15 protein-coding genes are annotated in these 23,659 nt (G+C 68.1%); 7 read left to right on the forward strand and 8 right to left on the reverse strand.

All coding sequences use genetic code 11. The features are described 5' to 3' along the window. Positions 1-5 precede the first annotated feature (5 nt). Positions 6-1,538, reverse strand: coding sequence for a multicopper oxidase family protein (locus tag DIE04_RS19460; protein ID WP_260426259.1), 1,533 nt, complete (start codon positions 1,536-1,538; stop codon positions 6-8). Positions 1,539-1,623: 85 nt separating this feature from the next. After that, positions 1,624-3,192 carry a multicopper oxidase family protein gene (locus tag DIE04_RS19465; RefSeq protein ID WP_124487386.1) on the reverse strand — a complete coding sequence of 523 codons (1,569 nt, stop codon included), beginning with the start codon at positions 3,190-3,192 and terminating at the stop codon, positions 1,624-1,626. Between the two features lie 730 nt (positions 3,193-3,922). On the opposite strand from DIE04_RS19465, the gene DIE04_RS19470 reads away from it, so the two are divergent. The 4 genes from DIE04_RS19470 (at position 3,923) to DIE04_RS19485 (ending at position 12,936) form a co-directional block, all read left to right on the forward strand. Continuing rightward, complete coding sequence (locus DIE04_RS19470) at positions 3,923-4,747, forward strand: IclR family transcriptional regulator (RefSeq protein ID WP_124487387.1); 825 nt, start codon at positions 3,923-3,925, stop codon at positions 4,745-4,747. Between the two features lie 273 nt (positions 4,748-5,020). Continuing rightward, a complete protein-coding gene (locus DIE04_RS19475) occupies positions 5,021-6,388 on the forward strand; it encodes an MdtA/MuxA family multidrug efflux RND transporter periplasmic adaptor subunit (RefSeq protein WP_124487388.1) in 1,368 nt (455 codons plus the stop codon). Positions 6,389-6,403: 15 nt separating this feature from the next. Beyond that, complete coding sequence (locus DIE04_RS19480) at positions 6,404-9,523, forward strand: MdtB/MuxB family multidrug efflux RND transporter permease subunit (protein ID WP_044848932.1); 3,120 nt, start codon at positions 6,404-6,406, stop codon at positions 9,521-9,523. Between the two features lie 104 nt (positions 9,524-9,627). Further along, on the forward strand, positions 9,628-12,936 hold the full coding sequence (locus DIE04_RS19485) for an efflux RND transporter permease subunit (protein ID WP_124521325.1): 3,309 nt from the start codon (positions 9,628-9,630) through the stop codon (positions 12,934-12,936). A gap of 69 nt (positions 12,937-13,005) precedes the next feature. Here DIE04_RS19485 and DIE04_RS19490 read toward each other — a convergent pair whose 3' ends face one another. The 4 genes from DIE04_RS19490 to DIE04_RS19505 form a co-directional block, all read right to left on the reverse strand. After that, positions 13,006-13,968 (reverse strand): AraC family transcriptional regulator, encoded by a 963-nt coding sequence (locus tag DIE04_RS19490; RefSeq protein WP_124487390.1) that lies wholly within the window; start codon positions 13,966-13,968, stop codon positions 13,006-13,008. Between the two features lie 31 nt (positions 13,969-13,999). After that, positions 14,000-15,094: a porin gene (locus DIE04_RS19495; RefSeq protein ID WP_124487391.1), complete on the reverse strand. Its 1,095-nt coding sequence runs from the start codon at positions 15,092-15,094 to the stop codon at positions 14,000-14,002. Between the two features lie 88 nt (positions 15,095-15,182). Continuing rightward, the gene (locus DIE04_RS19500) at positions 15,183-17,387 is read right to left on the reverse strand and encodes a molybdopterin cofactor-binding domain-containing protein (protein ID WP_124521327.1); all 2,205 of its coding nucleotides are present in this window, start codon (positions 17,385-17,387) and stop codon (positions 15,183-15,185) included. Then, complete coding sequence (locus DIE04_RS19505; RefSeq protein ID WP_124487393.1) at positions 17,371-17,811, reverse strand: (2Fe-2S)-binding protein; 441 nt, start codon at positions 17,809-17,811, stop codon at positions 17,371-17,373. The genes DIE04_RS19500 and DIE04_RS19505 overlap by 17 nt, the downstream gene beginning before the upstream one ends. A gap of 276 nt (positions 17,812-18,087) precedes the next feature. Here DIE04_RS19505 and DIE04_RS19510 point away from each other — a divergent pair, with 276 nt between their 5' ends. Continuing rightward, the gene (locus tag DIE04_RS19510) at positions 18,088-18,471 is read left to right on the forward strand and encodes a VOC family protein (RefSeq protein WP_409333458.1); all 384 of its coding nucleotides are present in this window, start codon (positions 18,088-18,090) and stop codon (positions 18,469-18,471) included. Between the two features lie 104 nt (positions 18,472-18,575). On the opposite strand, the gene DIE04_RS19515 is transcribed toward DIE04_RS19510, so the two are convergent. Further along, the gene (locus DIE04_RS19515; protein ID WP_124487394.1) at positions 18,576-20,081 is read right to left on the reverse strand and encodes an NYN domain-containing protein; all 1,506 of its coding nucleotides are present in this window, start codon (positions 20,079-20,081) and stop codon (positions 18,576-18,578) included. Positions 20,082-20,333: 252 nt separating this feature from the next. Between DIE04_RS19515 and DIE04_RS19520 the strand changes: the two genes are divergently transcribed. Further along, a complete protein-coding gene (locus tag DIE04_RS19520; RefSeq protein ID WP_124487395.1) occupies positions 20,334-20,963 on the forward strand; it encodes an SDR family oxidoreductase in 630 nt (209 codons plus the stop codon). Positions 20,964-21,070: 107 nt separating this feature from the next. Here the strand turns inward: DIE04_RS19520 and DIE04_RS19525 are convergent, their stop codons facing one another. Then, the gene (locus tag DIE04_RS19525; protein ID WP_124521329.1) at positions 21,071-21,622 is read right to left on the reverse strand and encodes a peroxiredoxin; all 552 of its coding nucleotides are present in this window, start codon (positions 21,620-21,622) and stop codon (positions 21,071-21,073) included. A 279-nt stretch (positions 21,623-21,901) separates the two neighbouring features. Between DIE04_RS19525 and cdpA the strand changes: the two genes are divergently transcribed. Further along, positions 21,902-23,641 (forward strand): cyclic di-GMP phosphodiesterase CdpA, encoded by a 1,740-nt coding sequence (gene cdpA / locus DIE04_RS19530; RefSeq protein WP_193759872.1) that lies wholly within the window; start codon positions 21,902-21,904, stop codon positions 23,639-23,641. The last annotated feature ends 18 nt before the right edge of the window (positions 23,642-23,659 follow it).

Below are 23,659 nucleotides of genomic sequence, written 5' to 3' on the forward strand. Positions count from 1 at the left end.
CGCCTCTAGTTGCCTTCGTTGATCACGAAGACTTGTGGATCGACGAGCATCATCATCATCATTCCGCCCGGGAAGATGTTGTTCGTGGTGATCTCGCGTTCATTGTGCGAATGCCACATGAATGCAAAGCCCGCTTCGCTTCCCGGCGGATTCGCGATCGTGCCGCTCGGCGGCGTCGTGCCGGTCGGCGAGGTCGCGCGAATCGTCGCATCCGGTCCGAGATAGGGACTGCCGCCATACCACGCACCGTTCGTCAGGATGTGCGAGTCGGGCAGCGTGACCGGTCCGCCGCTGCCGACGTTGCCGAACGGATGCGCTTCGAGCGCCTTGTTGTGGTCCGCGCACCATTCGTAGTAGTTCGGCGCCGTCGGGTCCGCGGTGTAGTAGCCGTTCGCATCGGGAATGCAGACGCTGCCGTCGCCGGGCTTGTGCCCGTAGACGTCCCAGTTGAGCCCCTTGCCGGTCCAGTAGAAGATGCCGTCCAGGGTTTCGCCCGGCGTCGTGGTCGTGGTGAACAGCAGCGGGCCCGCGACCTTGGTCGCGTCCGTCTTGGCAAGCAGCAGGTTGCCGTCACGCGCGAGCACGCGGACGTGGTTGCCGTGCTCGTGGAACGGATGCTGCCAGCGGCCCGTGCCGATGATCCGCAACAGCACCAGCTCGCCGGGGTGCATGTGCGGATTGCCGTTGTAGGGCTGATGCGGATACTGCATCGCATAGTTCGGATCCATGTCGTCCGGCATCGAGCGGCCGTTGATCATGAAGTACGCGGGATGATAAGGCTCGGTCTCGACGGTCATGCAGCCCGTCGGCAGCGTGCACGTCTTCGCGGCCTCCTGCTCGGCCTGCGTATGGATGCGCGGATCCATTTCGGAGAACTGAAAAAGATACTCACGGTCGTAGCACGCCGAAACATGGTTGTATGCCGCCGCCGCGTTGCGGTAGTCCGGCTGGCCGTCGGGCAGCGTCGCGGCGACTGCGCGGCATCCGGCCGGCACGGCCAGCACGCCCGGCGCCGAGGTCGGCAATACGATGATCGCGCCATAGAGGCCCATCTCGATCTGCAGGTCGCCCCGTGTGCCGCTGTAGTAGGCATGCGTGCCGGGCGTCGCCGCGACGAAACTGTAGGTGACCGTGTTGCCGTGCGACGCCTCGCGCGTGAGCAGCCCGGGCACGCCGGTGAGCGCGGCCGGACACGAGCCGTCGGGATTGAGCGCCGCCGCGCACACCTGGAATCCCTGAAACAGGATCGACGTGTTGCCCGCGGCCGCGGGCAGGTTGTTCGTGAGCGTCACCGTGATCACGTCGCCCTGCCGCACGATCAGCGTCGGCCCGGGAATCTGCATGCTCGGGCAGTTCGCCCCCGTGATGCCCGCCGGCGAGAATCCCGCCGGCGCCGTGCGGCAGCCGTAACCCCACGAATAGACGCTCGTGCCGTCCGGCTGGCTGATGCGGCTCGCTTCCGCGCTCAGGTCGAAATGCGTGCCGGTGATGCCCGGCGCGGCGGCCAGAACCGGCCCGCAGAGCAATGCGGCAAGCATTGCCACGGCGAGCCGTACGAGCCGTCCGGCACCCGTGCACATAGCGGTCCGGATGTCATGAGTGAAGTGGCCCACGATATTTCTCCTAGATGCAGGACTTCGTAGCCGGGTTGAGCGCGGCCGGGCAGATGCGGACCTCCGTCATCAGCCCCCCGAAGTTCTCGGCGTCGTTCGACAGGTGATCGAGATTCGGCGTGTAGAGGTAGTAGACCGACCCCGGCGCGTACTTCGTCGTGTCGCTCGCATCGAGAATCACGTCGATGGATTCGCCGCCGCCGAGCGTGATCGAGTTCGTGTAGTAGGTCATGTCGTTGCCGGCCATGTCGCGCAGCAACCGGGCGTTGACGCCGATCACGTGCATCCTCACGCCCAGCGACGCGAGCGTCTGGAATTCGGTGACGTCGAGATCGGAAATCCTGAGCAGCGCGCGGCCGCCGGCCGGGATATTGATGATGGTCGGCAGCGGCTGGGAAACATGGGCCGTGCCGTCGGCCACCGGGGTCTGCATCGGCCCCTGGGTCACCGTGTCCGGATAGCTGCGCCCGTTCAGCATGAAGTACTTGTCCTTCATGTCGGTGAACGGTTCCGGGTTGAACGTCATCCCCACGAAATGGAAGTTCGGATCGAAGCCGTGGATCTGCACCGGATACTCGACGTCGTATGCAGTCGAACCGTCGCCGTCGTTGTACGCGTAGAGCGTCGGCTTGCCGCTCTTGTCGTTGACGTGCAGCACGCCATTCGAAGGCGGCAGCGGCGTCGAGCACAGAATGTCGTTGCCGCACCGCGTACGAAGATCGCCTTGCTGCGCCACCAGCGCGGCGTACAGCGAATGGCCGGACGGCACCCGGTTCTGGCGCGGCCGCACGAAGATCTGGCCGACCATCCCCATCTGGAGGTGCTCCGGCGGCGTGATGTGGCAGTGCCAGAAGTAGGTGCCGGCATCGGGCGCGAGATAGTAATAGGTGAAGCTGGCGCCGATGTTGATCGCCACCGACGCATCCGGCACGCCGTCATAGAACGACGACGCATTCGGATAACCGTGGAAGTGCACCGTGTGCTGCTCGAACAGGTCGGGGCGCATGATCATGCCGACGTTCGTGAGCGTCAGGAAGAACTCGTCGTCCTCGTCGATCGCCATCTCGGGCGCCGGCATGTTGCCGTTCATCACGCCGATGTCCATGATCGGGCGCGGATCCACATGGCCGGTCAACTGGCCCGGCGGCGACGATTCCGGGTCGGGCACGAGGCCGACCGCGCCGTTGTAGGTCGGGTCGGTTCTCGGATCGCCGACCGTGTTGAACACCGATGCGAATTCCGTACCGGCGCGGCCGGCCTGGATGTCGGCAATGCCGGACAACGGGCCGAAGGCAAACAGGTACGTCTGCGTGCCGTCGGCCATGGTGGCGTACCCGTCACCGCCCGAGATCTGCTGACACTTGATGGCGCCGTTGACGATACCGGTCGGCGTGGAGTTCAGCCCGGTGAAGGACGGTCCGGTGTAGGCGGGTTCCGCACCGCCGGCCGGCAGCGCCGTCGGATGGGACGGCGTGGTGAACGGACATTGAACGCGAAACGTTTGGGCAAACGAGGGAACGGCGCACATCAGGAGCAACAGTGCCGCCACACTGCTGCAACACGCGCGGGTACTGAACATATGACCTCCATCCAAGGGGTCCGCCAGCGACACGCGCTGGACGTCATGCTCTGCTGCAGACGCGGGCCGCGAAGCTTTCACGGCCCGTACCGGCATTCTGCGGACGCGCGCGCAAGGTCGGGATGGGTCACCCTCCTACTTTTGCATAGGGGGTCCCCGGCGAACGGGGAGCATCATTTGCCGCACGATCGGCGCACACCGCGCGGGCATGCCGGCGGCGCGGCCAGCCGAAAATCGAAATGACGGAAACGAGGGTCCGGCGCCGAACGACGCGGCGATTCGGGGGAGGATGGCTGGCGACGCGGTAGACTTCGCTGTGGCGCAACCGCGGCGTTCGGGCCCTGGTGGCGGGCTTGCCGGCCTGCGACAGGAAAACGACGGGCAAAAAAAAGCGCCACGGAGACCGTGGCGCTAAAAAAGTTCTAGCCATTCCGAGGGCCGTGCTAGAACCTGAGAGACTGCGCGAAACACCGTTGCCGGTTAAACTCCTGAAACGATGTTTCGAAAACGTGAGACATTCTTTCCGTTTCCGCCCGACAAGTCAAGCGGTATTTGCACCGGTTTGTTCACTTTCCGGCAATGCTCGTTTGAGCACTTTCCTAATAAACCAAGGGTGAACCCGTAAAATCGCATCGAATGAACGATTCACCCATGGAACATGCATCTTTTGACAATCATCCTACAATACCAACAAAATGAAATCGAGTTTCGGAAATAGAGAGAATCCCTCGTGTCGACATCTGTAACGCCTCCCGCGCCCCGAGACCGCGAATCGTCGCCGGACGAGATCACCGCGCTCGCGCGCGGCCTCGCCGTGCTGCGCCGCATCGCGGCCGCCGACGCCCCGGTCAGCAACCGCGAGCTGACCGAATTGACGGGCATCCCGAAGCCGACCGTGTCGCGCATCACGGCGACGCTCGTCAGCGCCGGCTTCCTGTTCCAGCTGCCCGACAGCGAGCGCTTCGTGCTGACCGCGTCGGTGCTGGAGCTGAGCCACGGCTTCCTGCGCAACTTCGACATCCGCGCGCGCTCGCGGCCGTTCATGATCGAACTCGCCGAGCGCACGTCGCTGTCGGTGCACCTCGCGGTGCGCGACCGGCTCGACATGGTCGCGATCGACGTGATCCGGCCGCGCTCGGCCGTGCTCGTCACGCGCCTCGAGATCGGCTCGCGGATGGACATCGCGCGCACCGCGGTCGGCCGCGCGTATCTTGCGGCGCTGGAGGACGACGAGCGCCGCACGCTGCTCGACGCGCTGCGCGCGACGGCCGGCGACGACTGGCCGCACGTATCGGCGCGCCTGACCCCCGGCCTCGAGGACGCGATGCGCGCCGGCCACGCGATCGCCATCGGCGAATGGCGCGAAGGGCTGAATGCGGTCGCGGCCGGGTTCGTCGGCCCGTCGGGCCAGCGCTATTCGGTGAACTGCGGCGGCGCATCGAGTCAGTGCCCGCCCGAATGGCTGCAGGAACACGTGGTGCCCGCGCTGCACGAGTGCATCGCGAAAATCACCCGCGAGATCGGCGGCGCGCCGGCCCGGCGCAGCGCCGTGTAATCGATCCGTCATCGCCCCGTCGCGTTCTGTAACGACCGTAACCCGTTGAAAGATAGACGACTGGACTGTAACGGGGACGGGACGTAGGATCATGCCCATCGTCGCGCCGCATTCGCGGCGCGCACCGCTCTTTTCTTTTTCCGCGCAGACCGGAAGGGCCCGGACCGAGCCGGCCTTCCGGCACCGCATGCCCCTGCGCCGCCCAGGCCCGTTTTCCAGCCCGGTTTCGAGCCCGTTTCCCGGCCTGCCGAGCCGTCTTCCTGACAGAACCCGATGGACAATCAACAAAAGCCCACGCCCCCTTCGAAGGATCCCGCCTCCCCCGCCGCGCGCCGACCGCGCCGCACGCTGGTGATCGGGACGCTCGCGGTCGTCGTCATCGGCGGCCTGCTGTGGTGGCACCCGTGGAACCGCACGCAGGCCGACGCGCAGGCGGCGGCCAGCGCGGCCTCCGGCGCGAGCGCAGGCGGCGGCCATCGCGGCCGCGGCGGCCCCGCCGCGATGGCGAACGTTCCGCAACCGGTATCGGTCGCGACCGCGACGCAGGGCGAGATGCCGATCGTGCTGTCCGCGCTCGGCACCGTGACGCCGCTCGCGAGCGTGACGGTCAAGACGCAGTTGTCGGGCTACCTGCAGTCGGTCGCGTTCCAGGAAGGCCAGATCGTCAGGAAGGGCGACCTGCTCGCGCAGATCGACCCGCGCCCGTACCAGGTCGCGCTCGAGAACGCCGAAGGCACGCACGCGCGCGACTCGGCACTGCTCGCGACGGCCCGCCTCGACCTGAAGCGCTACCAGACGCTGCTGTCGCAGGATTCGATCGCGTCGCAGACGGTCGACACCCAGGCATCGCTCGTCAAGCAATATGAAGGAACGGTGAAGACCGACCAGGCGGCGATCGATTCCGCGAAGCTGAACCTCGCGTACGCGCGCATCACGGCGCCGGTGTCGGGCCGCGTCGGCCTGCGCCAGGTCGACCCCGGCAACTACGTGACGCCGGGCGACACGAACGGGATCGTCGTGATCACGCAGCTGCAGCCGATGAGCGTGATCTTCACGACTTCGGAAGACAACCTGCCGCAGATCGTCAAGCAGGTGAACGCGGGCCGGAAACTGTCGGTCACCGCGTACAACCGCAACAACACGGTGCCGCTCGAGACGGGTTCGCTCGCCACGCTCGACAACCAGATCGACACCAGCACCGGCACGGTCAAGCTGCGCGCGACCTTCGATAACAAGGAAGGGCTGCTGTTCCCGAATCAGTTCGTGAACGCGCGGCTGCTGGTCGACGTGATGCGCGATGCGACGATCGTGCCGACGGCCGCCGTGCTGACGGGCTCGATCGGCCAGTTCGTGTACATCGTGAAGCCCGACAACACGGTGACGGTGCGCAAGGTCACGATCGGCCCGGTCGACGGCGAGCGCACGAGCATCGTCAGCGGCGTCGCGCTCGGCGAGCGCGTGGTCACCGACGGCTCCGACCGGCTGCGCGAAGGCGCGAAGATCACGATCCCGGCCGACAAGCCGAAAGGCGCGTCGGGCGCGCACGGCGCCGGCGCGGCGTCCGGCGCATCGGGCGCGGCCGCCCGCCGCGGCGGACACAAGCACGGCGCGTCGCAGGCAGCGGCCCCCGCGGCCCAGTAACGCGCGGGCCGCTCGATGAATCCCTCCCGCCTCTTCATTCTCCGGCCGGTCGGCACCGCCCTCCTGATGGCGGCGATCATGCTGGCCGGTCTCGTCGCGCTGCGCTTCCTGCCGCTCGCCGCCCTGCCCGAGGTCGACTACCCGACGATCCAGGTCCAGACCTTCTATCCGGGCGCGAGCCCGGAGGTGATGACGTCGGCGGTCACCGCGCCGCTGGAGCGGCAGTTCGGCCAGATGCCGTCGCTGAACCAGATGTCGTCGCAAAGCTCGGCCGGCGCGTCGGTGATCACGCTGCAGTTCTCGCTCGACCTGCCGCTCGACATCGCCGAACAGGAAGTGCAGGCCGCGATCAACGCGGCCGGCAACCTGCTGCCGTCCGACCTCCCTGCCCCGCCGATCTACGCGAAGGTCAACCCGGCCGACGCGCCGGTGCTGACCCTCGCGATCACGTCGAAGACCCTGCCGCTCACCCAGGTGCAGGACCTGACCGACACGCGTCTCGCGATGAAGATCTCGCAGATCGCGGGCGTCGGCCTCGTCAGCCTGTCGGGCGGCAACCGGCCGGCCGTGCGGATCCAGGCGAACCCGACCGCGCTCGCGCAGTACGGGATGAACCTCGACGACCTGCGCACGACGATCTCGAACCTGAACGTGAACACGCCGAAGGGCAACTTCGACGGCCCGACGCGCGCGTACACGATCAACGCGAACGACCAGCTCACCAGCGCCGATCAATACAACGACGCGGTCGTCGCCTACAAGAGCGGCCGCCCGGTGATGCTGACCGACGTCGCGAAGATCGTCGCCGGCTCCGAGAACACCAAGCTGGGCGCGTGGGTCAATGCGGAGCCCGCGATCATCCTGAACGTGCAGCGCCAGCCGGGCGCGAACGTGATCGCGACCGTCGACGCGATCAAGGCGCAGCTGCCGAAGCTGCAGGAGACGCTGCCCGCAGCGCTCGACGTGCAGATCGTCACCGACCGCACGACGATGATCCGCGCCGCCGTGCGCGACGTGCAGTTCGAGCTGCTGCTCGCGGTCGCGCTGGTCGTGCTGGTGATGTACCTGTTCCTCGCGAACGTCTACGCGACCATCATCCCGAGCCTGTCGGTGCCGCTGTCGCTGATCGGCACGCTCGCGGTGATGTACATGGCCGGCTTCTCGCTGAACAACCTGTCGCTGATGGCGCTCACCATCGCGACCGGCTTCGTCGTCGACGACGCGATCGTGATGATCGAGAACATCGCGCGCTACGTCGAGGAAGGCGACACGGGCCTCGAGGCCGCGCTGAAGGGCTCGAGACAGATCGGCTTCACGATCATCTCGCTGACGGTGTCGCTGATCGCGGTGCTGATCCCGCTGCTGTTCATGGGCGACGTGGTCGGCCGCCTGTTCCACGAGTTCGCGATCACGCTCGCGGTGACGATCGTGATCTCGGCGATCGTGTCGCTCACGCTCGTGCCGATGATGTGCGCGAAGCTGCTGCGCCATTCGCCGCCGCCGGAGAGCCACCGCTTCGAGGCGCGCGTGCACCGCGCGATCGACTGGGTGATCGCACGCTACGGGGTCGCGCTCGAATGGGTGCTGAACCGCCAGCGCTCGACGCTCGTCGTCGCGGTGCTGACGCTCGTGCTGACCGGCCTGCTCTACGTGTTCATACCGAAGGGCTTCTTCCCCGCGCAGGATACCGGCGTGATCCAGGCGATCACGCAGGCGCCGCAGTCGATCTCGTACGGCGCGATGGCCGAACGCCAGCAGGCGCTCGCGGCCGAGATCCTGAAGGATCCGAACGTCGCGAGCCTCACGTCGTTCATCGGCGTCGACGGCAGCAACATCACGCTGAACAGCGGCCGGATGCTGATCAACCTGAAGGCGCGCGACGCCCGCTCCGAATCGTCCGCGCAGATCATCCGCGACCTGCAGCAGCGTGTCGCGAACGTGACCGGCATCTCGCTGTTCATGCAGTCGGTGCAGGACCTGACGATCGACTCGACCGTGAGCCCGACGCAGTACCAGTTCATGCTGACGAGCCCGAACCCGGACGAGTTCGCGACCTGGGTGCCGAAGCTCGTCACGCGGCTGCAGAAGGAGCCGTCGCTCGCCGACGTCGCGACCGACCTGCAGAGCAACGGCCAGTCGGTCTACATCGAGATCGACCGCGCGAGCGCCGCGCGCTTCGGCATCACGCCGGCGACCGTCGACAACGCGCTGTACGACGCGTTCGGCCAGCGCATCGTGTCGACCATCTTCACGCAGTCGAACCAGTATCGCGTGATTCTCGAGTCGGAGCCGAAGGAGCAGCATTACGCCGAATCGCTGAGCGACATCTACCTGCCGTCCGCGGGCGGCGGCCAGGTGCCGCTGTCGTCGATCGCGTCGTTCCACGAGCGGCCGTCGCCGCTGCTCGTCGCGCACCTGTCGCAGTTCCCGTCGACGACGATCTCGTTCAACCTCGCGCCGGGCGCGTCGCTCGGCGAGGCCGTGAAGGCGATCGGCGCCGCCGAGCAGGACATCGGCCTGCCCGGCTCGTTCCAGACGCGCTTCCAGGGCGCCGCGCTCGCGTTCCAGGCGTCGCTGTCGAACCAGCTGTTCCTGATCCTCGCGGCGGTCGTCACGATGTACATCGTGCTCGGCGTGCTCTACGAGAGCTACATCCATCCGATCACGATCCTGTCGACGCTGCCGTCGGCCGGCGTCGGCGCGCTGCTTGCGCTGATGATCACCGGGCACGACCTCGACATCATCGGGATCATCGGGATCGTGCTGCTGATCGGCATCGTGAAGAAGAACGCGATCATGATGATCGACTTCGCGCTCGAAGCCGAGCGGGTCGAAGGCAAGCCGCCGCGCGAGGCGATCTACCAGGCGTGCCTGCTGCGCTTCCGGCCGATCCTGATGACGACGCTCGCCGCGCTGCTCGGCGCGGTGCCGCTGATCGTCGGCGCGGGTGCGGGCTCCGAGCTGCGCCAGCCGCTCGGGATCGCGATCGCGGGCGGCCTGATCGTGTCGCAGGTGCTGACGCTGTTCACGACGCCGGTGATCTACCTCGGCTTCGACAGCCTCGCGCGCCGCGTGCGCGGCTGGTTCGAGCGGCACGGCCCCGGCGCCGATGCCGGCAAGCACACGGGTGCGTAAATGAACCGCCCCCCACGCTCACTTCGTTCGCGTGGGGGGGCGCAGCCCCCCCATCTCCCGAAAACGCATCCGTCGGAACACGCGGCCGCCCAGCGAGTGCCAACATGAACCTGTCGCGCCCCTTCATCACCCGCCCCGTCGCGACGACGCTGCTCGCGCTCGGCGTCGCGCTCGCGGGCCTGTTCGCGTTCATCAGGCTGCCGGTGTCGCCGCTGCCGCAGGTCGACTTCCCGACCATCTCGGTGCAGGCGTCGCTGCCCGGCGCGAGCCCCGAGACGGTCGCGACCAGCGTGACGAGCCCGCTCGAGCGGCACCTCGGCTCGATCGCCGACGTCAGCGAAATGACGTCGACCAGTACCGTCGGCAACGCGCGGATTACCCTGCAGTTCGGGCTGAACCGCGACATCGACGGCGCCGCGCGCGACGTGCAGGCCGCGATCAACGCGGCGCGCGCCGACCTGCCCGCGTCGCTCAGGAGCAACCCGACGTACCGCAAGGTCAACCCGGCCGACTCGCCGATCATGATCGTGTCGCTCACGTCGGAAACGTCGTCGCCCGCGAAACTGTACGACGCCGCGTCGACGGTGCTGCAGCAGTCGCTGTCGCAGATCGACGGGATCGGCCAGGTGTCGGTGAGCGGCTCCGCGAACCCGGCCGTGCGCGTCGAGCTCGAGCCGCACGCGCTGTTCCACTACGGCATCGGCCTCGAGGACGTGCGGGCCGCGCTCGCGTCCGCAAACGCCAACAGCCCGAAGGGCGCGATCGAGTTCGGCCCGAAGCACTACCAGCTCTATACGAACGACCAGGCGTCGCAGGCGTCGCAGTACAGCGACCTCGTCGTCGCTTACCGCAAAGGCGCGGCCGTGCGGCTGTCCGACCTGTCCGAGGTCGTGGACGGCGTCGAGGACCTGCGCAACCTCGGTTTGTCGAACGGCAAGCGCGCGGTGCTCGTGATCCTCTACCGCTCGCCCGGCGCGAACATCATCGAGACGATCGACCGCGTGCGCGCGGCGCTGCCGCAGCTCACCGCGTCGCTGCCGGCCGACATCACGGTCACGCCGGTGCTCGACCGTTCGACGACGATCCGCGCGTCGCTGAAGGACACCGAGCACACGCTCCTGATCGCGGTCAGCCTGGTCGTGATGGTCGTGTTCCTGTTCCTGCGCAACTGGCGCGCGACGCTGATCCCGAGCGTCGCGGTGCCGATCTCGATCATCGGCACGTTCGGCGCGATGTACCTGCTCGGCTTCTCGATCGACAACCTGTCGCTGATGGCGCTGATCGTCGCGACCGGCTTCGTCGTCGACGATGCGATCGTCGTGCTCGAGAACATCACGCGCCACATCGAGAACGGCAAGCCGAGGTTGCAGGCTGCGTTCGACGGCGCGCGCGAGGTCGGCTTCACGGTGCTGTCGATGAGCATCTCGCTCGTCGCGGTGTTCCTGCCGATCCTGCTGATGGGCGGCATCGTCGGGCGGCTGTTCCGCGAGTTCGCGCTGACGCTGTCGCTTGCGATCGGCGTGTCGCTCGCGGTGTCGCTCACCGTCACGCCGATGATGTGCGCGCGGCTGCTGCGCGAATCTCACGAGGTGCAGGAGGAAGGCCGCCTCGGCCGCTTCCTCGAGCGCTTCTTCACGCGGATGCAGCGCGGCTACGAACGCTCGCTGTCGTGGGCGCTGCGCCGCCCGCTGCTGGTGCTGCTGATCCTGTTCGCGACGATCGGGCTGAACGTCTACCTGTACATCATCGTGCCGAAGGGCTTCTTCCCGCAGCAGGACACCGGGCTGATGATCGGCGGCATCCAGGCCGACCAGTCGACCTCGTTCCAGGCGATGAAGCTGAAGTTCGCCGAGATGATGCGGATCGTGCAGGCGAACCCGAACGTGAAGAGCGTCGCGGGCTTCACCGGCGGCACGCAGACCAACTCGGGCTTCATGTTCGTCACGCTGAAGGACCGCGCCGAGCGCAAGCTGTCGGCCGACCAGGTGATCCAGCAGCTGCGCAGGCCGCTGTCGGACGTCGCGGGCGCGCGCACGTTCCTGCAGGCCGCGCAGGACATCCGCGTCGGCGGCCGGCAAAGCAGCGCGCAGTACCAGTTCACGCTGCTCGGCGATTCGAGCGCCGAGCTGTACAAGTGGGCGCCGCTCCTGACCGAGGCGCTGCAAAAGCGCGCCGAGCTGACCGACGTGAACTCCGACCAGCAGCAAGGCGGCCTCGAGGCGATGGTGACGATCGACCGCGCGAGCGCCGCGCGGCTCGGCATCAAGCCCGCGCAGATCGACAACACGCTGTACGACGCGTTCGGCCAGCGCCAGGTCTCGACGATCTACAACCCGCTGAACCAGTACCACGTGGTGATGGAGGTCGCGCCGAAATACTGGCAGAGCCCGGAGATGCTGAACCAGGTGTGGATCAGCACGTCGGGCGGCAGCGCGAACGGCTCGCAGACCACCAACGCCGCGGCCGGCACCTTCGTCGCGACCTCGGCCGGCACGTCGAGCGCCGGCACGGCCGCGACGAGCGCCGCGGCGATCGCGTCCGATTCCGCGCGCAACCAGGCGCTGAACTCGATCGCGTCGAGCGGCAAGTCGAGCGCGTCGTCGGGCGCGGCGGTGTCGACGTCGAAGTCGACGATGATTCCGCTGTCCGCGATCGCGACCTTCGGCCCGAGCACGACGCCGCTGTCGATCAACCACCAGGGGCTGTTCGTCGCGACGACGATCTCGTTCAACCTGCCGCCGGGCGTGTCGCTGTCGCAGGCGACCCAGGTGATCTACCAGACGATGGCGCAGATCGGCGTGCCGCCGACGATCGTCGGCAGCTTCCAGGGCACCGCGCAGGCGTTCCAGCAGTCGCTGAACAACCAGCCGATCCTGATTCTCGCGGCGCTGCTGGCCGTCTACATCGTGCTCGGGATCCTGTACGAGAGCTACATCCACCCGATCACGATCCTGTCGACGCTGCCGTCGGCCGGCGTCGGCGCCCTCCTCGCGCTGCTGCTGTTCAAGACCGAGTTCAGCATCATCGCGCTGATCGGCGTGATCCTGCTGATCGGTATCGTGAAGAAGAACGCGATCATGATGGTCGACTTCGCGATCGACCAGACGCGCAACGGCAACAAATCGTCGTTCGATGCGATCCACGAGGCGTGCCTGCTGCGCTTCCGGCCGATCATGATGACCACGATGGCGGCACTCCTCGGCGCGCTGCCGCTCGCGTTCGGCCACGGCGACGGCGCCGAGCTGCGCGCGCCGCTCGGGATCGCGATCGCCGGCGGCCTGATCATGTCGCAGGTGCTGACGCTCTATACGACGCCGGTCGTCTATCTGTACATGGACCGGTTCCGCGTGTGGGGCGAAAAGCGCCGCAACCGCCGCGGCAATTCGGGCGGACCGGCGGTGGCCGGGGAGTAACGGCACGCGGCCGCTTCGAGAATCGCGAGCCTGCGCGCAAGCGCGGGCTCGCGATAGCGCGACGAGCCGTCATCCATGTCGCGCGAGGTCATACAGATCCTTTGCGTTGCGCGCATAGCGGCGCGGCGCCATTCCCGACCAGCGATGAAACGCGCGCGCAAATGCCTTCTCCGACGTGTAGCCGACCCGCTCGGCGACCTCGATCAGCCGCAGCTTGCCGTGCGCGAGCTCGCCGCTCGCCAGATACATCCGGTAGGCGGTCAGGTGGACGATCGGCGTCTCGCCGACCAGTTCCGCAAAACGCGCGCAAAAGCGCGAGCGCGACATGCCGGCCTCGGCCGCGAGACTCGCGAGCTGCCAGTTGCGGCGCGGGTCGCGGTGCATCAGCGCCATCGCACGGCCGATCTGCGGATCGGTCAGGCCGCGCAGCCAGCCCGTATGATTTGCCGACGACTGCAGGTGCGCGCGCAACAGCTGCACGAACAGCACGTCGGCGAGACGCGTCGCGGCGACGGCCCAGCCGGGCTGGCACGCCATCGACTCCTCGATGAAGCTCTGCAGCGTGCTCGCGAGCCAGGGCGCGACGGCCGCGTCGTTCGCGCGGACGTGGATCAGTGGCGGCAGCACGGATAACAGCGGGCTGCGCACGAGGTCGCGATAAATGACGATCCCGGTATAGAGGTCGCTGGTCGCGCCGCCGCCGCCCGCGGCAAATTCGAGCGGCGTGTCGAAGCGCGGCCGGATGCCCTTGTCCGCCATCAACGTATCGAACGGCACCGGTGGCTCGTCGAGCGACGACGCCATCACGTGCTCGTCGCCGTGCGGCAGCAGCACGAAGTCGCCCGGCCCCACGTGCACGGGCGCGGCACCGGCGACCGAGAGGAAGAACGGGCTGCCCGCGCAGGTGCGAAACGGTGCGCCCGCGACGGCCGGCTTGCGGATCGCCCACGGTGCGCTCAACGTGAAGCGCCCGGTGACGACCGCATCGGCCCGCAGATCGGCCAGCACGTCGCTGAGAAGATCAGTCGTCATCGTCGGAGTCTCCGTGGTGCGTGCCGCCGGCTCAAAAGCGCTGCTGGATGCCCGCCATCACGCCGACCTGGTTCCGGCCGGCGCCGACGGTGCCGCCGGCCGCCACCGCCGACGTGCCGAGTGCGCTGTTCGTCATATAGCCGACCGACGTATAGAGCATCGTACGCTTCGACAGGCTGTAATTGGCGCGCGCGACGAACAGGTTCGAGTCGTAGCGGCCGCGCAGCAGGTAGCGCACCGCCTGTGCGTCGAACGATAGCGCCGGCGTCGCGTAGACCGTGCCGCCCGCGAAGAAGATGTCCGACTGGCTGTGCGTCGCGGCCGCCGTGTTACGGCGGATCCAGCCCGCGCCGAGTTTCGCGATGCCGAATTTCACGTACGCGTCGACGATCGTGCGCGTGTCCGTATAGCCGGGGCTCGACAGCGGCGCCGACGCACCCGCGCCGCCGTGCATCACGTCGTACGAAGCGGCCGCGCCGAACTGCGGCGCGTCGTACGCGACCATCATCGTGTACTGGCGGCAGGCGACCGGATCGCCCGCCACGTTGCCCGCGCAGTTCGTGGCCGACGGGCCGGCCGGGCCCGCGCCGTCGCGCCCGGTGCTGTAGGTGCCGCCGAGCGTCAGGCCGCCGAAGTGGCCGAGATAGCCGACCGCGTTGTCGCTGCGCGCGTTCGGCAGATAGCTGTCGAAGCTCGCCATCGAATGAATCGACGGGCCGATCACGTCGGCGTTCAGCAGCACCAGCATCGACATGTTCATCTGCCGCCCGAGGGTGAGCGCCCCGTACGGCGATTCGATGCCGACGTTCGCCTGCCGGCCGAAGAGCCGGCCGCCGTAGTTCAGCGCGCCCGAGTTCAGCGCGAAGCCGTTCTCGAGCACGAAGAACACGCGATAGCCGCCGCCGAGATCCTCGACGCCGCGCAACCCGAAGCGCGACGGCACCTCGCCGGTCAGCGACGGCATGCCGGCGACCGAGCCGCCGCCCGCCGCGTTGTTGTAGTACTGGACGCCGGTATCGACGATGCCGTACAGCGTCACGCTGCTCTGCGCATGCGCGCCCGGCGACACGGCAGCGGCGGCCGCCGCGAACGAAACGGCCGTCGCGGCCGTGCGGAAGGTTTTCATGGAATTCTCCAGACCAGTCGTGTAGTTATGCTTGATATTGACCGGCGTCGCATCGCACGCCGCCGGCCTTGGGGGAACACCGGAAAGCTCAGGTCACGAGCGGCGTGGCGAACGGCATCGAGCGCGGCCGCTCGCCGGTCGCATGCCAGATCGCGTCGGCGACGGCCGGTGCGACCGGCGGCAACGCGACTTCGCCGCAGCCTTGCGGGTCGCGATCGCTGTCGACGATCACGACGTCGATCTTCGGCATCGCGGCCAGACCGAGCAGCGGGTAGTCCGCGAAATTGCGCTGCACGACCGCGCCGTGCGCGAACGTGATCTCGCTTCGGAACGTATTGGTCAGCGCGAAGCCGACGCCGCCTTCGACCATCTCGCGAATCAGCAGCGGATTGATCGCGCGGCCGCAGTCGATCCCGCACACGATCCGCTCGAGCTTCACGTTGCCGCCCGTCACGCGCACCTCGGCGATCGTCGCGACGTACGTGCGGAACGCGCCGCCGCGCCCCGTGTACAACGAATACGCGACGCCGCGCGACAGGCCGGCCGGCGCGCGGCCGAACCAGTTCGCGCGCGCGGCCGTCGCGTCGAGCACGCGCAGCGCGAGCGGGTCGTGCTTGAGCAACGCGCGCCGGTATCGCACGGGGTCGGCCCGCGCCGTGTGCGCGAGTTCGTTTACAAAGCTCTCGAGGAAAAACACCGTCGACGTGCTGCCGACGCTGCGCATGAAGCTGACCGGAATCGGCTGCATCACCGTGACCGAGTCGACCAGCAGGTTCGGCACGTCGTAGCAAAGGTCGTACAAGCCGTCGAGCATCGTCTCGTCCCAGCCACCCGCCTTCTCGTAGCGGTCGCGCTTGATCGCCGCATACAGCGAGTGGCCGGCGACGCGCGCATGCAGCGCGACCGGCAGCCCGTCGCTACCGAGCGCGGCGCGCAACCGCGCAGACGCGCACGGCCGATAGAAGCCGTGACGGATATCGTCCTCGCGCGAGCGGATCACCTTCACCGGCCGCCCCACCGCTTTCGACGCGACGGCCGCATGCACGACGAAATCGGGCACGTACTTGCGGCCGAAGCTGCCGCCGAGAAACGTCGTGTTGACGATGATGCGCTCGGCCGGCATGCCGAACAGCGCCGACAGCGCCCAGCGCACCTTGTCCTGCCCCTGGATCGGCCCCCACACCACGATCTCGTCCGCCCGCACGTGCACGGTCGCGTTGACGGGCTCCATCGTCGCGTGAACGATGTACGGCGTGTGGTAGTCGGCTTCGACGAGCGTGCCGGCCTCGGCGAGCCGGCGAGCGGGCTCGCCGATCGTCGTCGCGACCGCCGCGTGCTCCGCCTGCAGCGCGCCCTTGCACTGCGCGAGAATCGTCGCGCTGTCGAACGCCGGCGTCGGGCCCGCATCCCACACGATGTCCGCCGCATCGCACGCCTTCTTCGCCTGCCAGTAGGTATGCGCGACAACGATCACCGCGTCCTTCGCGAGCACGACGTCCGCGACGCCGGGCATCGCACGCAACGCATCGCGATTGTTCACGGCCGTCGGCCGGCCGTTCAGCGTCGGCGCCATCGCCAGCGCGCCGACCAGCATATCGGGCACCTGCACGTCGATGCCGTAGATCGCGCTGCCGTCGACTTTCGCGGGCACGTCGAGCTTGTGCAGCGGACGACCGATCAGCGTGTGCGCGGATTCCGGCTTCAGGCGCGGCTGCGGGTCGTGCGGCAGCTTCGCGGCGGCATCGACGAGTTCGCCATATGACAGCGACCGGCCGCTCGGCGCATGGATGACACGGCCGTCGCGCGTCACGCACTGCGTGTCGCGCACGCCGAGCCGCGCGGCACCGGCCCGCAGGAACGCCGAGCGCGCCTGCGCGCCCGCGATGCGCAGCCGCGTGTAGAACATCGTCGCCGACATCGATGCGCCGACGAACTGCTGCGGCGCCTCGTTCGCGGCGTCGATCCGGTACGCGTCGCGCCCCGTGACGAATTCGATCGTCACGCTGCGCCAGTCAGCATCCATCTCGTCGGCGAGCACCTGCGGCAGCCCCGTGTAGACGCCCTGCCCGACTTCGGCTTGCGACAGGCCGATGATCGTCGTGCCGTCAGCGTCGACGCGCACCCAGTCGTTGATCTCGCGAAAGCGTGCGCCGTCGCCGGCCGCCTGCACGACGTCGCCGATCGCGAGCGGCAGCAGCAGGCTGCCCGCCAGCGCGACGCCGCCCTTCAGGAATACGCGCCGCGATGCATTCGGCGTGTGCCGCACCCGCAGCGCGTCAGCCGGCCGCGACATGGATGGCCTCGCGAATGCGTTGATAGGTCGCGCAGCGGCACAGGTTCGTGACGGCCTGGTCGATCTGCGCGTCGGTCGGCTTGCGATGCCGCGCGAGCAGCGCGGCGGTGGCCATCACCATCCCCGACTGGCAGTAGCCACACTGCGGCACGTCCTTCTCGATCCACGCGCGCTGCACCGGGTGTGAGCGATCGTGCGACAGCCCCTCGATCGTCGTGACCGCGCGACCCGCGACGCTCGCGGCCGGCAGCACGCACGAGCGTGCGGCCTCGCCGTCGAGATGCACGGTGCAGGCACCGCACGCGCCGATGCCGCAGCCGTATTTGGTGCCGGTGAGCCGGGCCGTGTCGCGTATGACCCACAGCAGCGGCGTATCGGGATCGCCGTCGAAATCGAACGGCTGGCCGTTCAGCGTGAAGCGCATCGTCTGTCTCCCTGTTGCGCATCGCCGGTTCGTCATCCGGCGGATGGCGGCGATGGTTGACAGGGATTCTTGGCGGCGCAAAAAGCCACGCCAATGACCTTTGCTCCCGAAAAAGTAGCCGATCGTCCAGATCGTTGCAGACGACGATTCGCTGATGGCCGCCGCACCAGCCGCCGTCGTGGCCGCCGCGCTCGCCGCCCATCCGGCTTGCACGCCGGCGGTGATCGACTATCGTGTGTCCATGCCCACCCTCGCGCCCCGTCCCGGGGACCCGCCATGAACGTCCAGCTGAACCATACGATCGTCTGGTGCCGCGACAAGCACGCATCGAGCCGCTTCCTCACCGAACTTCTGGAACTGCCGGCGCCGACGCCGTTCGGCGCGATGCTGGTCGTCCGGCTCGACAACGGCGTGTCGCTCGATTTTTATGAAAAAGAGGGAGAGATCACGGCCCAGCACTACGCGTTCCTGACCGACGAGACCGGCTTCGACCGCGTGTTCGCGCGCATTCGCGCGCGTGGCCTGCCGCACTGGGCCGATCCGGCGAAGCGGCAGCCCGGTGAGATCTACCGCCATGACGGCGGGCGTGGTGTGTATTTCGACGATCCGGACGGTCACTTCCTCGAGGTGATGACGCGGCCGTACGTGCTGAACGGATAACGAAGCGCGTCGGCCGGTGTTGCACCGGCCGACGCGGCGGCGCGGGCAGCGCCCTCGGTCGGACGCCGTCCCGCCCGGACGCCCTCTGACGCCCGCTGACTCCGTTACTCGGCGGCGGCAGCCGTCTTGCGCGGACGGCGCGCGCGGGTCGCCGTCTTGCGGGCCGGCTTCTTCGGCTTGGCGCCGGCTGCTGCGTCGGCGGCCGCTTCAACGGTCGATTCGGCGGTCGGTGCGGCTTCGTGCGACGGCTGCGCGGCAGCCGCCGAGGCACCGTACTCGCCGGCCGTCGGCGCCGCGTGCTGCGCCGCGACGTGCCGGTCCTCGCCGTGCTCCGCGTCGCGATGTGTCGCTTCTGCATGCTTGCCTTCCGCATGCTTGTCGCCACCGTGCTTCGCACCGCCGTGCGCGGCCTCGTCCGGATTCGCCGCCGTGTGACGGCCGGCCCCCTTCGCATCGCCCGCCTGCTTCACGCCGGCCTTCTTCGCCCCTGCCTTCTTCGCCGCGGTCTTGCGCGCGCGCTTGCGGCCATCCTTCGCGTCACCGTGCGTGTCGGCCGCCTCATTCGCGTCGGCCGTCGCGGCCGGCACGAGCGCCGCTTCGTTCACGAAGTCGACGACGTCCGCCTCGTCGACATCGGCCCGCACGCTTTCGCCGACAGCCGCTTCCGCCCGCTGCCCGCGGCGCCGCGGCTCGCGCTCGGCCGTTGCGGCTTCCCCGTGGCGCCCGCCGTGACCGTGCTGGGCGCCGCCCGTATCGCGCGCCGCCGCCACCGGCTCGGCCGCCGCCGCGGACTGGCGCGGCCGCGACACGAACGCGCCCGACTTGTCGTCGCGTCCCACCTCGAGCAGGCCGCGCGCCTGCGCTTCGTCGAGCAGGTTGCCGAATGCGCGGAAACCGTAATACGACTCGTTGAAGTCCGGCTTGCGGCGCTTGATCGCGCTCTTGAGCACCGACGCCCAGATCTTGCCGACGTCGTCGCGCTCCGACGCCAGCGCATCGAACGTCTCGACCGCGAGCGCGATCGCCTCGCTGCGGCGCACTTCCAGTTCCGGCTTGCGCGACGGCTCGTCGGCGCGCTTCGCGCCGCCGTTGCCGGTGCGCTGCTGTTCGCGCTTCGCCAGCGCGCGCTGCTGCTCGCGCACCAGGTCGTCGTAGAAAATGAATTCGTCGCAGTTCGCGACCAGCAGGTCCGACGTCGACTTCTTCACGCCGACCCCGATCACCTTCTTCGCGTTCTCGCGCAGCTTCGACACGAGCGGCGAGAAATCCGAGTCGCCGCTGATGATCACGAACGTATCGACGTGCGACTTCGTGTAGCAGAGATCGAGCGCGTCCACGACGAGCCGGATGTCGGCCGAATTCTTGCCCGACTGGCGCACGTGCGGAATCTCGATCAGCTCGAAGCTCGCCTCGTGCATCGAGGCCTTGAAGCCCTTGTAGCGCTCCCAGTCGCAATACGCCTTCTTCACGACGATGCTGCCCTTCAGCAGCAGCCGCTCCAGGACGGGCTTGATGTCGAATTTCTCGTACTTCGCGTCGCGCACGCCGAGCGCGACGTTCTCGAAGTCGCAGAATACGGCCATGCTGACGTTGTCCAGGGGTAATGCCATGTGTACTCCAACCGGTTGGTCGCCGCGTTGTATTGCCTGGCGGCGAAAAATGCATCGCGCACATGATAGCCGGTCGGCGGGGCGATTCCGCGATCCGTGCGCGCGAGCGCGCGGAGACGGGGCGCCGCGCCGGCCGTTTCGGTGCGGTACAGCCCCAATTACCCGAGCGCCGCCGCCCCGATCGACATACACTTGAGTATCGGTCGTCCGTCCCTATCTGGAAGGACGACGCATCGAGCAAGGAGCGGTTTCATGACGACGAAGGTATTGCTGATTGGCGCGACCGGCCGCACCGGCCGGGCCTGCGCGGATCTGCTGCTGGAGCAGCCGGAATTCGAGGTGACTGCGCTGGTGCGCCGGCACGGCTATGCGCTGCCGGGCGCGAAGGTCGTCGAGGCCGATCTGACGGGCGATTTCTCGCACGCGTTCCAGGGCATCACGCACGTGATCTACGCGGCCGGCTCGGCGGAATCGGAAGGCGCCGCCGAAGAGGAGCAGATCGACCGCGACGCGGTCGCGCGCGCGGCCGAGCATGCGCTCGCCTACAACGTGCAGAAGCTGGTCGTGATCAGTTCGCTGACCGCGTACTGGCCGGAGCGCAGCGGCGACGCGCTGCGCCACTACTCGCAGATGAAGCGCGAAGGCGACGACCGCGTGATCGCGTCGGGCATCGATTACGTGATCCTGCGCCCCGGCCCGCTCGCGGACGGCCCGGGCGTCGGCAAGATCGCGCTGACCGAGGAGCCGCTCGACGCAGCGCCGCCGGTGTCGCGCCAGGATGTCGCGTGGGCCGCGATCGAGGCGATCAAGCTGGGCATTTCGCGCAAGGTCATCGGCTTCGTCGGCGGCAGCGTGCCGATCGAACAGGCATTGCGCGCCTGACGCTTGCCCGGCCTGCCCGCGCCGCCACGGGGCGGCCGCGTGTCATCGCGCCTGCGGCCCGCGAAGCGGGCCGCTTTACGGCGGGCTGACCGCCTGCGGATGGCTGCTTACGGCTTCGGATGCGCGTCGGCCCACGCCTTCACCGCGCCGAGCGTGTTCTCGACATGCTTGTCGGGCGACAGGCTCGTATATTGGTACAACACCTTCCCTTCCGGCGAAATCACGTAGGACACGCGGTTCGCGCGATCGAGCGCGGGCAGCTTCGCGTCGTATTCGCGGATGATCTTCGCGTCCGGATCGGCCGCGACCGGGAACTTGCTGCGGCACTCGCTCACCGAGAACTTCGTCAGCGTGTCGATGTTGTCCGCGGATACGCCGATCACCGTCGCGCCGTAAGCCTTGTAACGATCGACCGCATCCGCGAACGCATGCGCCTCGATGGTGCAGCCCTTCGTGAACGCGGCCGGGTAGAAGTACAGCACGACCGGCCCGTGCTTCAGCGCATCGGCCAGCGAGTACGTGTAAGTCTTGCCGCCCAGCGACGCCTGCGTCGTGAAAGGGGGCGCCGCGGCGCCCGGCTTCAGTTCCGCCTGCGCGACCCGCGCATGGCCGGCCACCAGCAGCGCCGCCGCGGCGCCCACCCATAGTTTTCGCTTCATCTGCGTCCTCATTTCTTATAAAGTCAGCCTCGATGTAGGCCGTATCGGCGTTCGCCTGTCGAACGCCGATGTGCGCGACCCGGTCCAGCGGCCGTGCCAGCCGCGGCCGGCCGGTTAAAGATTTTGCGCAGCCTGCCGTTATTTCTTCCGGACAACCAGTTCCAGCCCTTCACGTCAGCGAGACACATGGAAGCCAACAGGAAACAGACGCCACGCAAGGGCTCCTGGCGCAATGCCTTGCATACGCTGCGCCGCTTCGCCTGGTCGGGCGGCGCGCTGATGCCTGCGCGCGCCGGCGCGCCGCGCCGCGACGACACCGTGCGCAACTGGCTGGAACAGACGGTCGGCACGGTGGACTTCCTCGCCCATGTCGACCGCGAGCTGCGTTTCCTGTACGTGTCCGATGCGAGCCTGCGCTTCATCGGCTATCACCGCGACTACCTGCACACGCTGACGCTGCGCGACCTGATCGCGGAACAGGATACCGCGACGCTCGAAGGCCTGCTTGCACGCGCCGCGCGCTCCGGCCAGGTCGAGAAGGCGACGATGTGCATCGTCAAGTCGCTCACCTATCCGCTCGACGTCGAGGTCCGCGCGTTCAAGAGCCGCCACCACGGCGTCGACGGCTTCGCGATCGCGGCGTTCGACGTGTCGGCCTGGCGTGCGCTCGAGGCCCGCCTGACGTACGAGATGCACCACGACCCGATGACGGGGCTCGGCAACCTGTCCGCACTCGTGCCGGCGCTGATGCGCGCCCAGCAGGCCGCCGACGAAAGCGGCACCTGTGCCGCCCTGCTGCTGCTCGACCTCGACGACTACCAGCGCATCAACCGTGCGCTCGGCTACGACGCCGGCGACACGCTGTTGCGCGACACCGCGCAGCGGCTGCAGGCGCTCGTCGCGCCCGGCGAGCAGCTCGCGCGTGTCGCGAGCGACAAGTTCGCGGTCGTGCTCACCGCACCGGACCGCGCACACGCGAGCAATGCCGCGGACGCGCTCGCGCGCCGCCTGCAGGCCGCGGTGCGCGAACCTTACGCGTACCAGGGGCAGACCGTCCACCTGTCCGCGAGCATCGGCATCGCCGTGTACCCGGACGAACGGGCTGCGCCCCATCGCGCGCAGCACCACAGCCCGCTGCTGCGCCGCGCCGACCACGCCCTCGCGCAGGCGAAGGCCTCGGGCGGCAACGCGCTCGCGTTTCACGCGCCGGTCGACGATCCGGCCGACGCCGAGCGGCTCAAGCTCGAAGCCGACCTGTACGACGGCGTGCGCAACGGCGAGTTCTCGCTCCACTTCCAGCCGATCACGCGCAGCCAGTCGGGGGCGGTGGACGGCGTCGAGGCGCTGATCCGCTGGCGTCATCCGGTGCACGGCCTCGTGCCGCCGGCGACCTTCATTCCGCTCGCCGAATCGATCGGCCTGATCAACTATCTCGGCAACTGGGTGCTCAAGGCCGCGTGCATGCAGCTCGTCGCCTGGGATCGCCAGGGGCTCGCGCTGCAGTACGTGGCGGTCAACGTGTCGCCGCAGCAGTTCCGCGACCCGCGCTTCACGCAGAGCGTGCGCGAGGCGATCGCGCTGACGGGCATCGATCCGCGCCGCATCGTGCTGGAAATCACCGAAAGCCTGCTGATGCACGACCCCGTGCAGGCAAAGGGGCTGCTCGAGGAGCTGACCGAGCTCGGCATCCGCTTCGCGATCGACGATTTCGGCACCGGCTATTCGAGCCTCGCCTACCTGCAGCGCTTCCCGCTCGCGAAGCTGAAGATCGACCGCAGCTTCGTCGAGAACCTGCTGACGTCGCGCAACGACCGCGCGATCGTGTCGGCGGTGGTCGGCCTCGCGCAGACGCTCGATCTCGAACTCGTCGCGGAAGGCGTCGAGACCGAGGCACAGCGCGAACTGCTGACCGAGATGGGCTGCAACCACATCCAGGGCTGGCTCGTGTGCCAGGCGCTGCCGTCCGAGGAACTCGCACGGCGCTTCGAGGCGCAGCAGCTGCGCCTGCACGCCGCCTGACGCGCGCGGCGAACCGGA

This window comes from Burkholderia sp. Bp8994 (genome assembly GCF_003853805.1).
In the GTDB taxonomy this organism is placed as follows: domain Bacteria; phylum Pseudomonadota; class Gammaproteobacteria; order Burkholderiales; family Burkholderiaceae; genus Burkholderia.

Excerpts from the sequence above, each read along its gene's own strand:
- DIE04_RS19460 (WP_260426259.1), bottom strand. The coding sequence starts at position 1,538 with ATGCTTGCCGCATTGCTCTGCGGGCCGGTTCTGGCCGCCGCGCCGGGC.
- DIE04_RS19465 (WP_124487386.1), bottom strand. The coding sequence starts at position 3,192 with ATGTTCAGTACCCGCGCGTGTTGCAGCAGTGTGGCGGCACTGTTGCTC.
- DIE04_RS19475 (WP_124487388.1), top strand. The coding sequence starts at position 5,021 with ATGGACAATCAACAAAAGCCCACGCCCCCTTCGAAGGATCCCGCCTCC.
- DIE04_RS19480 (WP_044848932.1), top strand. The coding sequence starts at position 6,404 with ATGAATCCCTCCCGCCTCTTCATTCTCCGGCCGGTCGGCACCGCCCTC.
- DIE04_RS19485 (WP_124521325.1), top strand. The coding sequence starts at position 9,628 with ATGAACCTGTCGCGCCCCTTCATCACCCGCCCCGTCGCGACGACGCTG.
- DIE04_RS19490 (WP_124487390.1), bottom strand. The coding sequence starts at position 13,968 with ATGACGACTGATCTTCTCAGCGACGTGCTGGCCGATCTGCGGGCCGAT.
- DIE04_RS19495 (WP_124487391.1), bottom strand. The coding sequence starts at position 15,094 with ATGAAAACCTTCCGCACGGCCGCGACGGCCGTTTCGTTCGCGGCGGCC.
- DIE04_RS19500 (WP_124521327.1), bottom strand. The coding sequence starts at position 17,387 with ATGTCGCGGCCGGCTGACGCGCTGCGGGTGCGGCACACGCCGAATGCA.
- DIE04_RS19505 (WP_124487393.1), bottom strand. The coding sequence starts at position 17,811 with ATGCGCTTCACGCTGAACGGCCAGCCGTTCGATTTCGACGGCGATCCC.
- DIE04_RS19510 (WP_409333458.1), top strand. The coding sequence starts at position 18,088 with ATGAACGTCCAGCTGAACCATACGATCGTCTGGTGCCGCGACAAGCAC.
- DIE04_RS19515 (WP_124487394.1), bottom strand. The coding sequence starts at position 20,081 with ATGGCATTACCCCTGGACAACGTCAGCATGGCCGTATTCTGCGACTTC.
- DIE04_RS19520 (WP_124487395.1), top strand. The coding sequence starts at position 20,334 with ATGACGACGAAGGTATTGCTGATTGGCGCGACCGGCCGCACCGGCCGG.
- DIE04_RS19525 (WP_124521329.1), bottom strand. The coding sequence starts at position 21,622 with ATGAAGCGAAAACTATGGGTGGGCGCCGCGGCGGCGCTGCTGGTGGCC.
- cdpA (WP_193759872.1), top strand. The coding sequence starts at position 21,902 with ATGCCTGCGCGCGCCGGCGCGCCGCGCCGCGACGACACCGTGCGCAAC.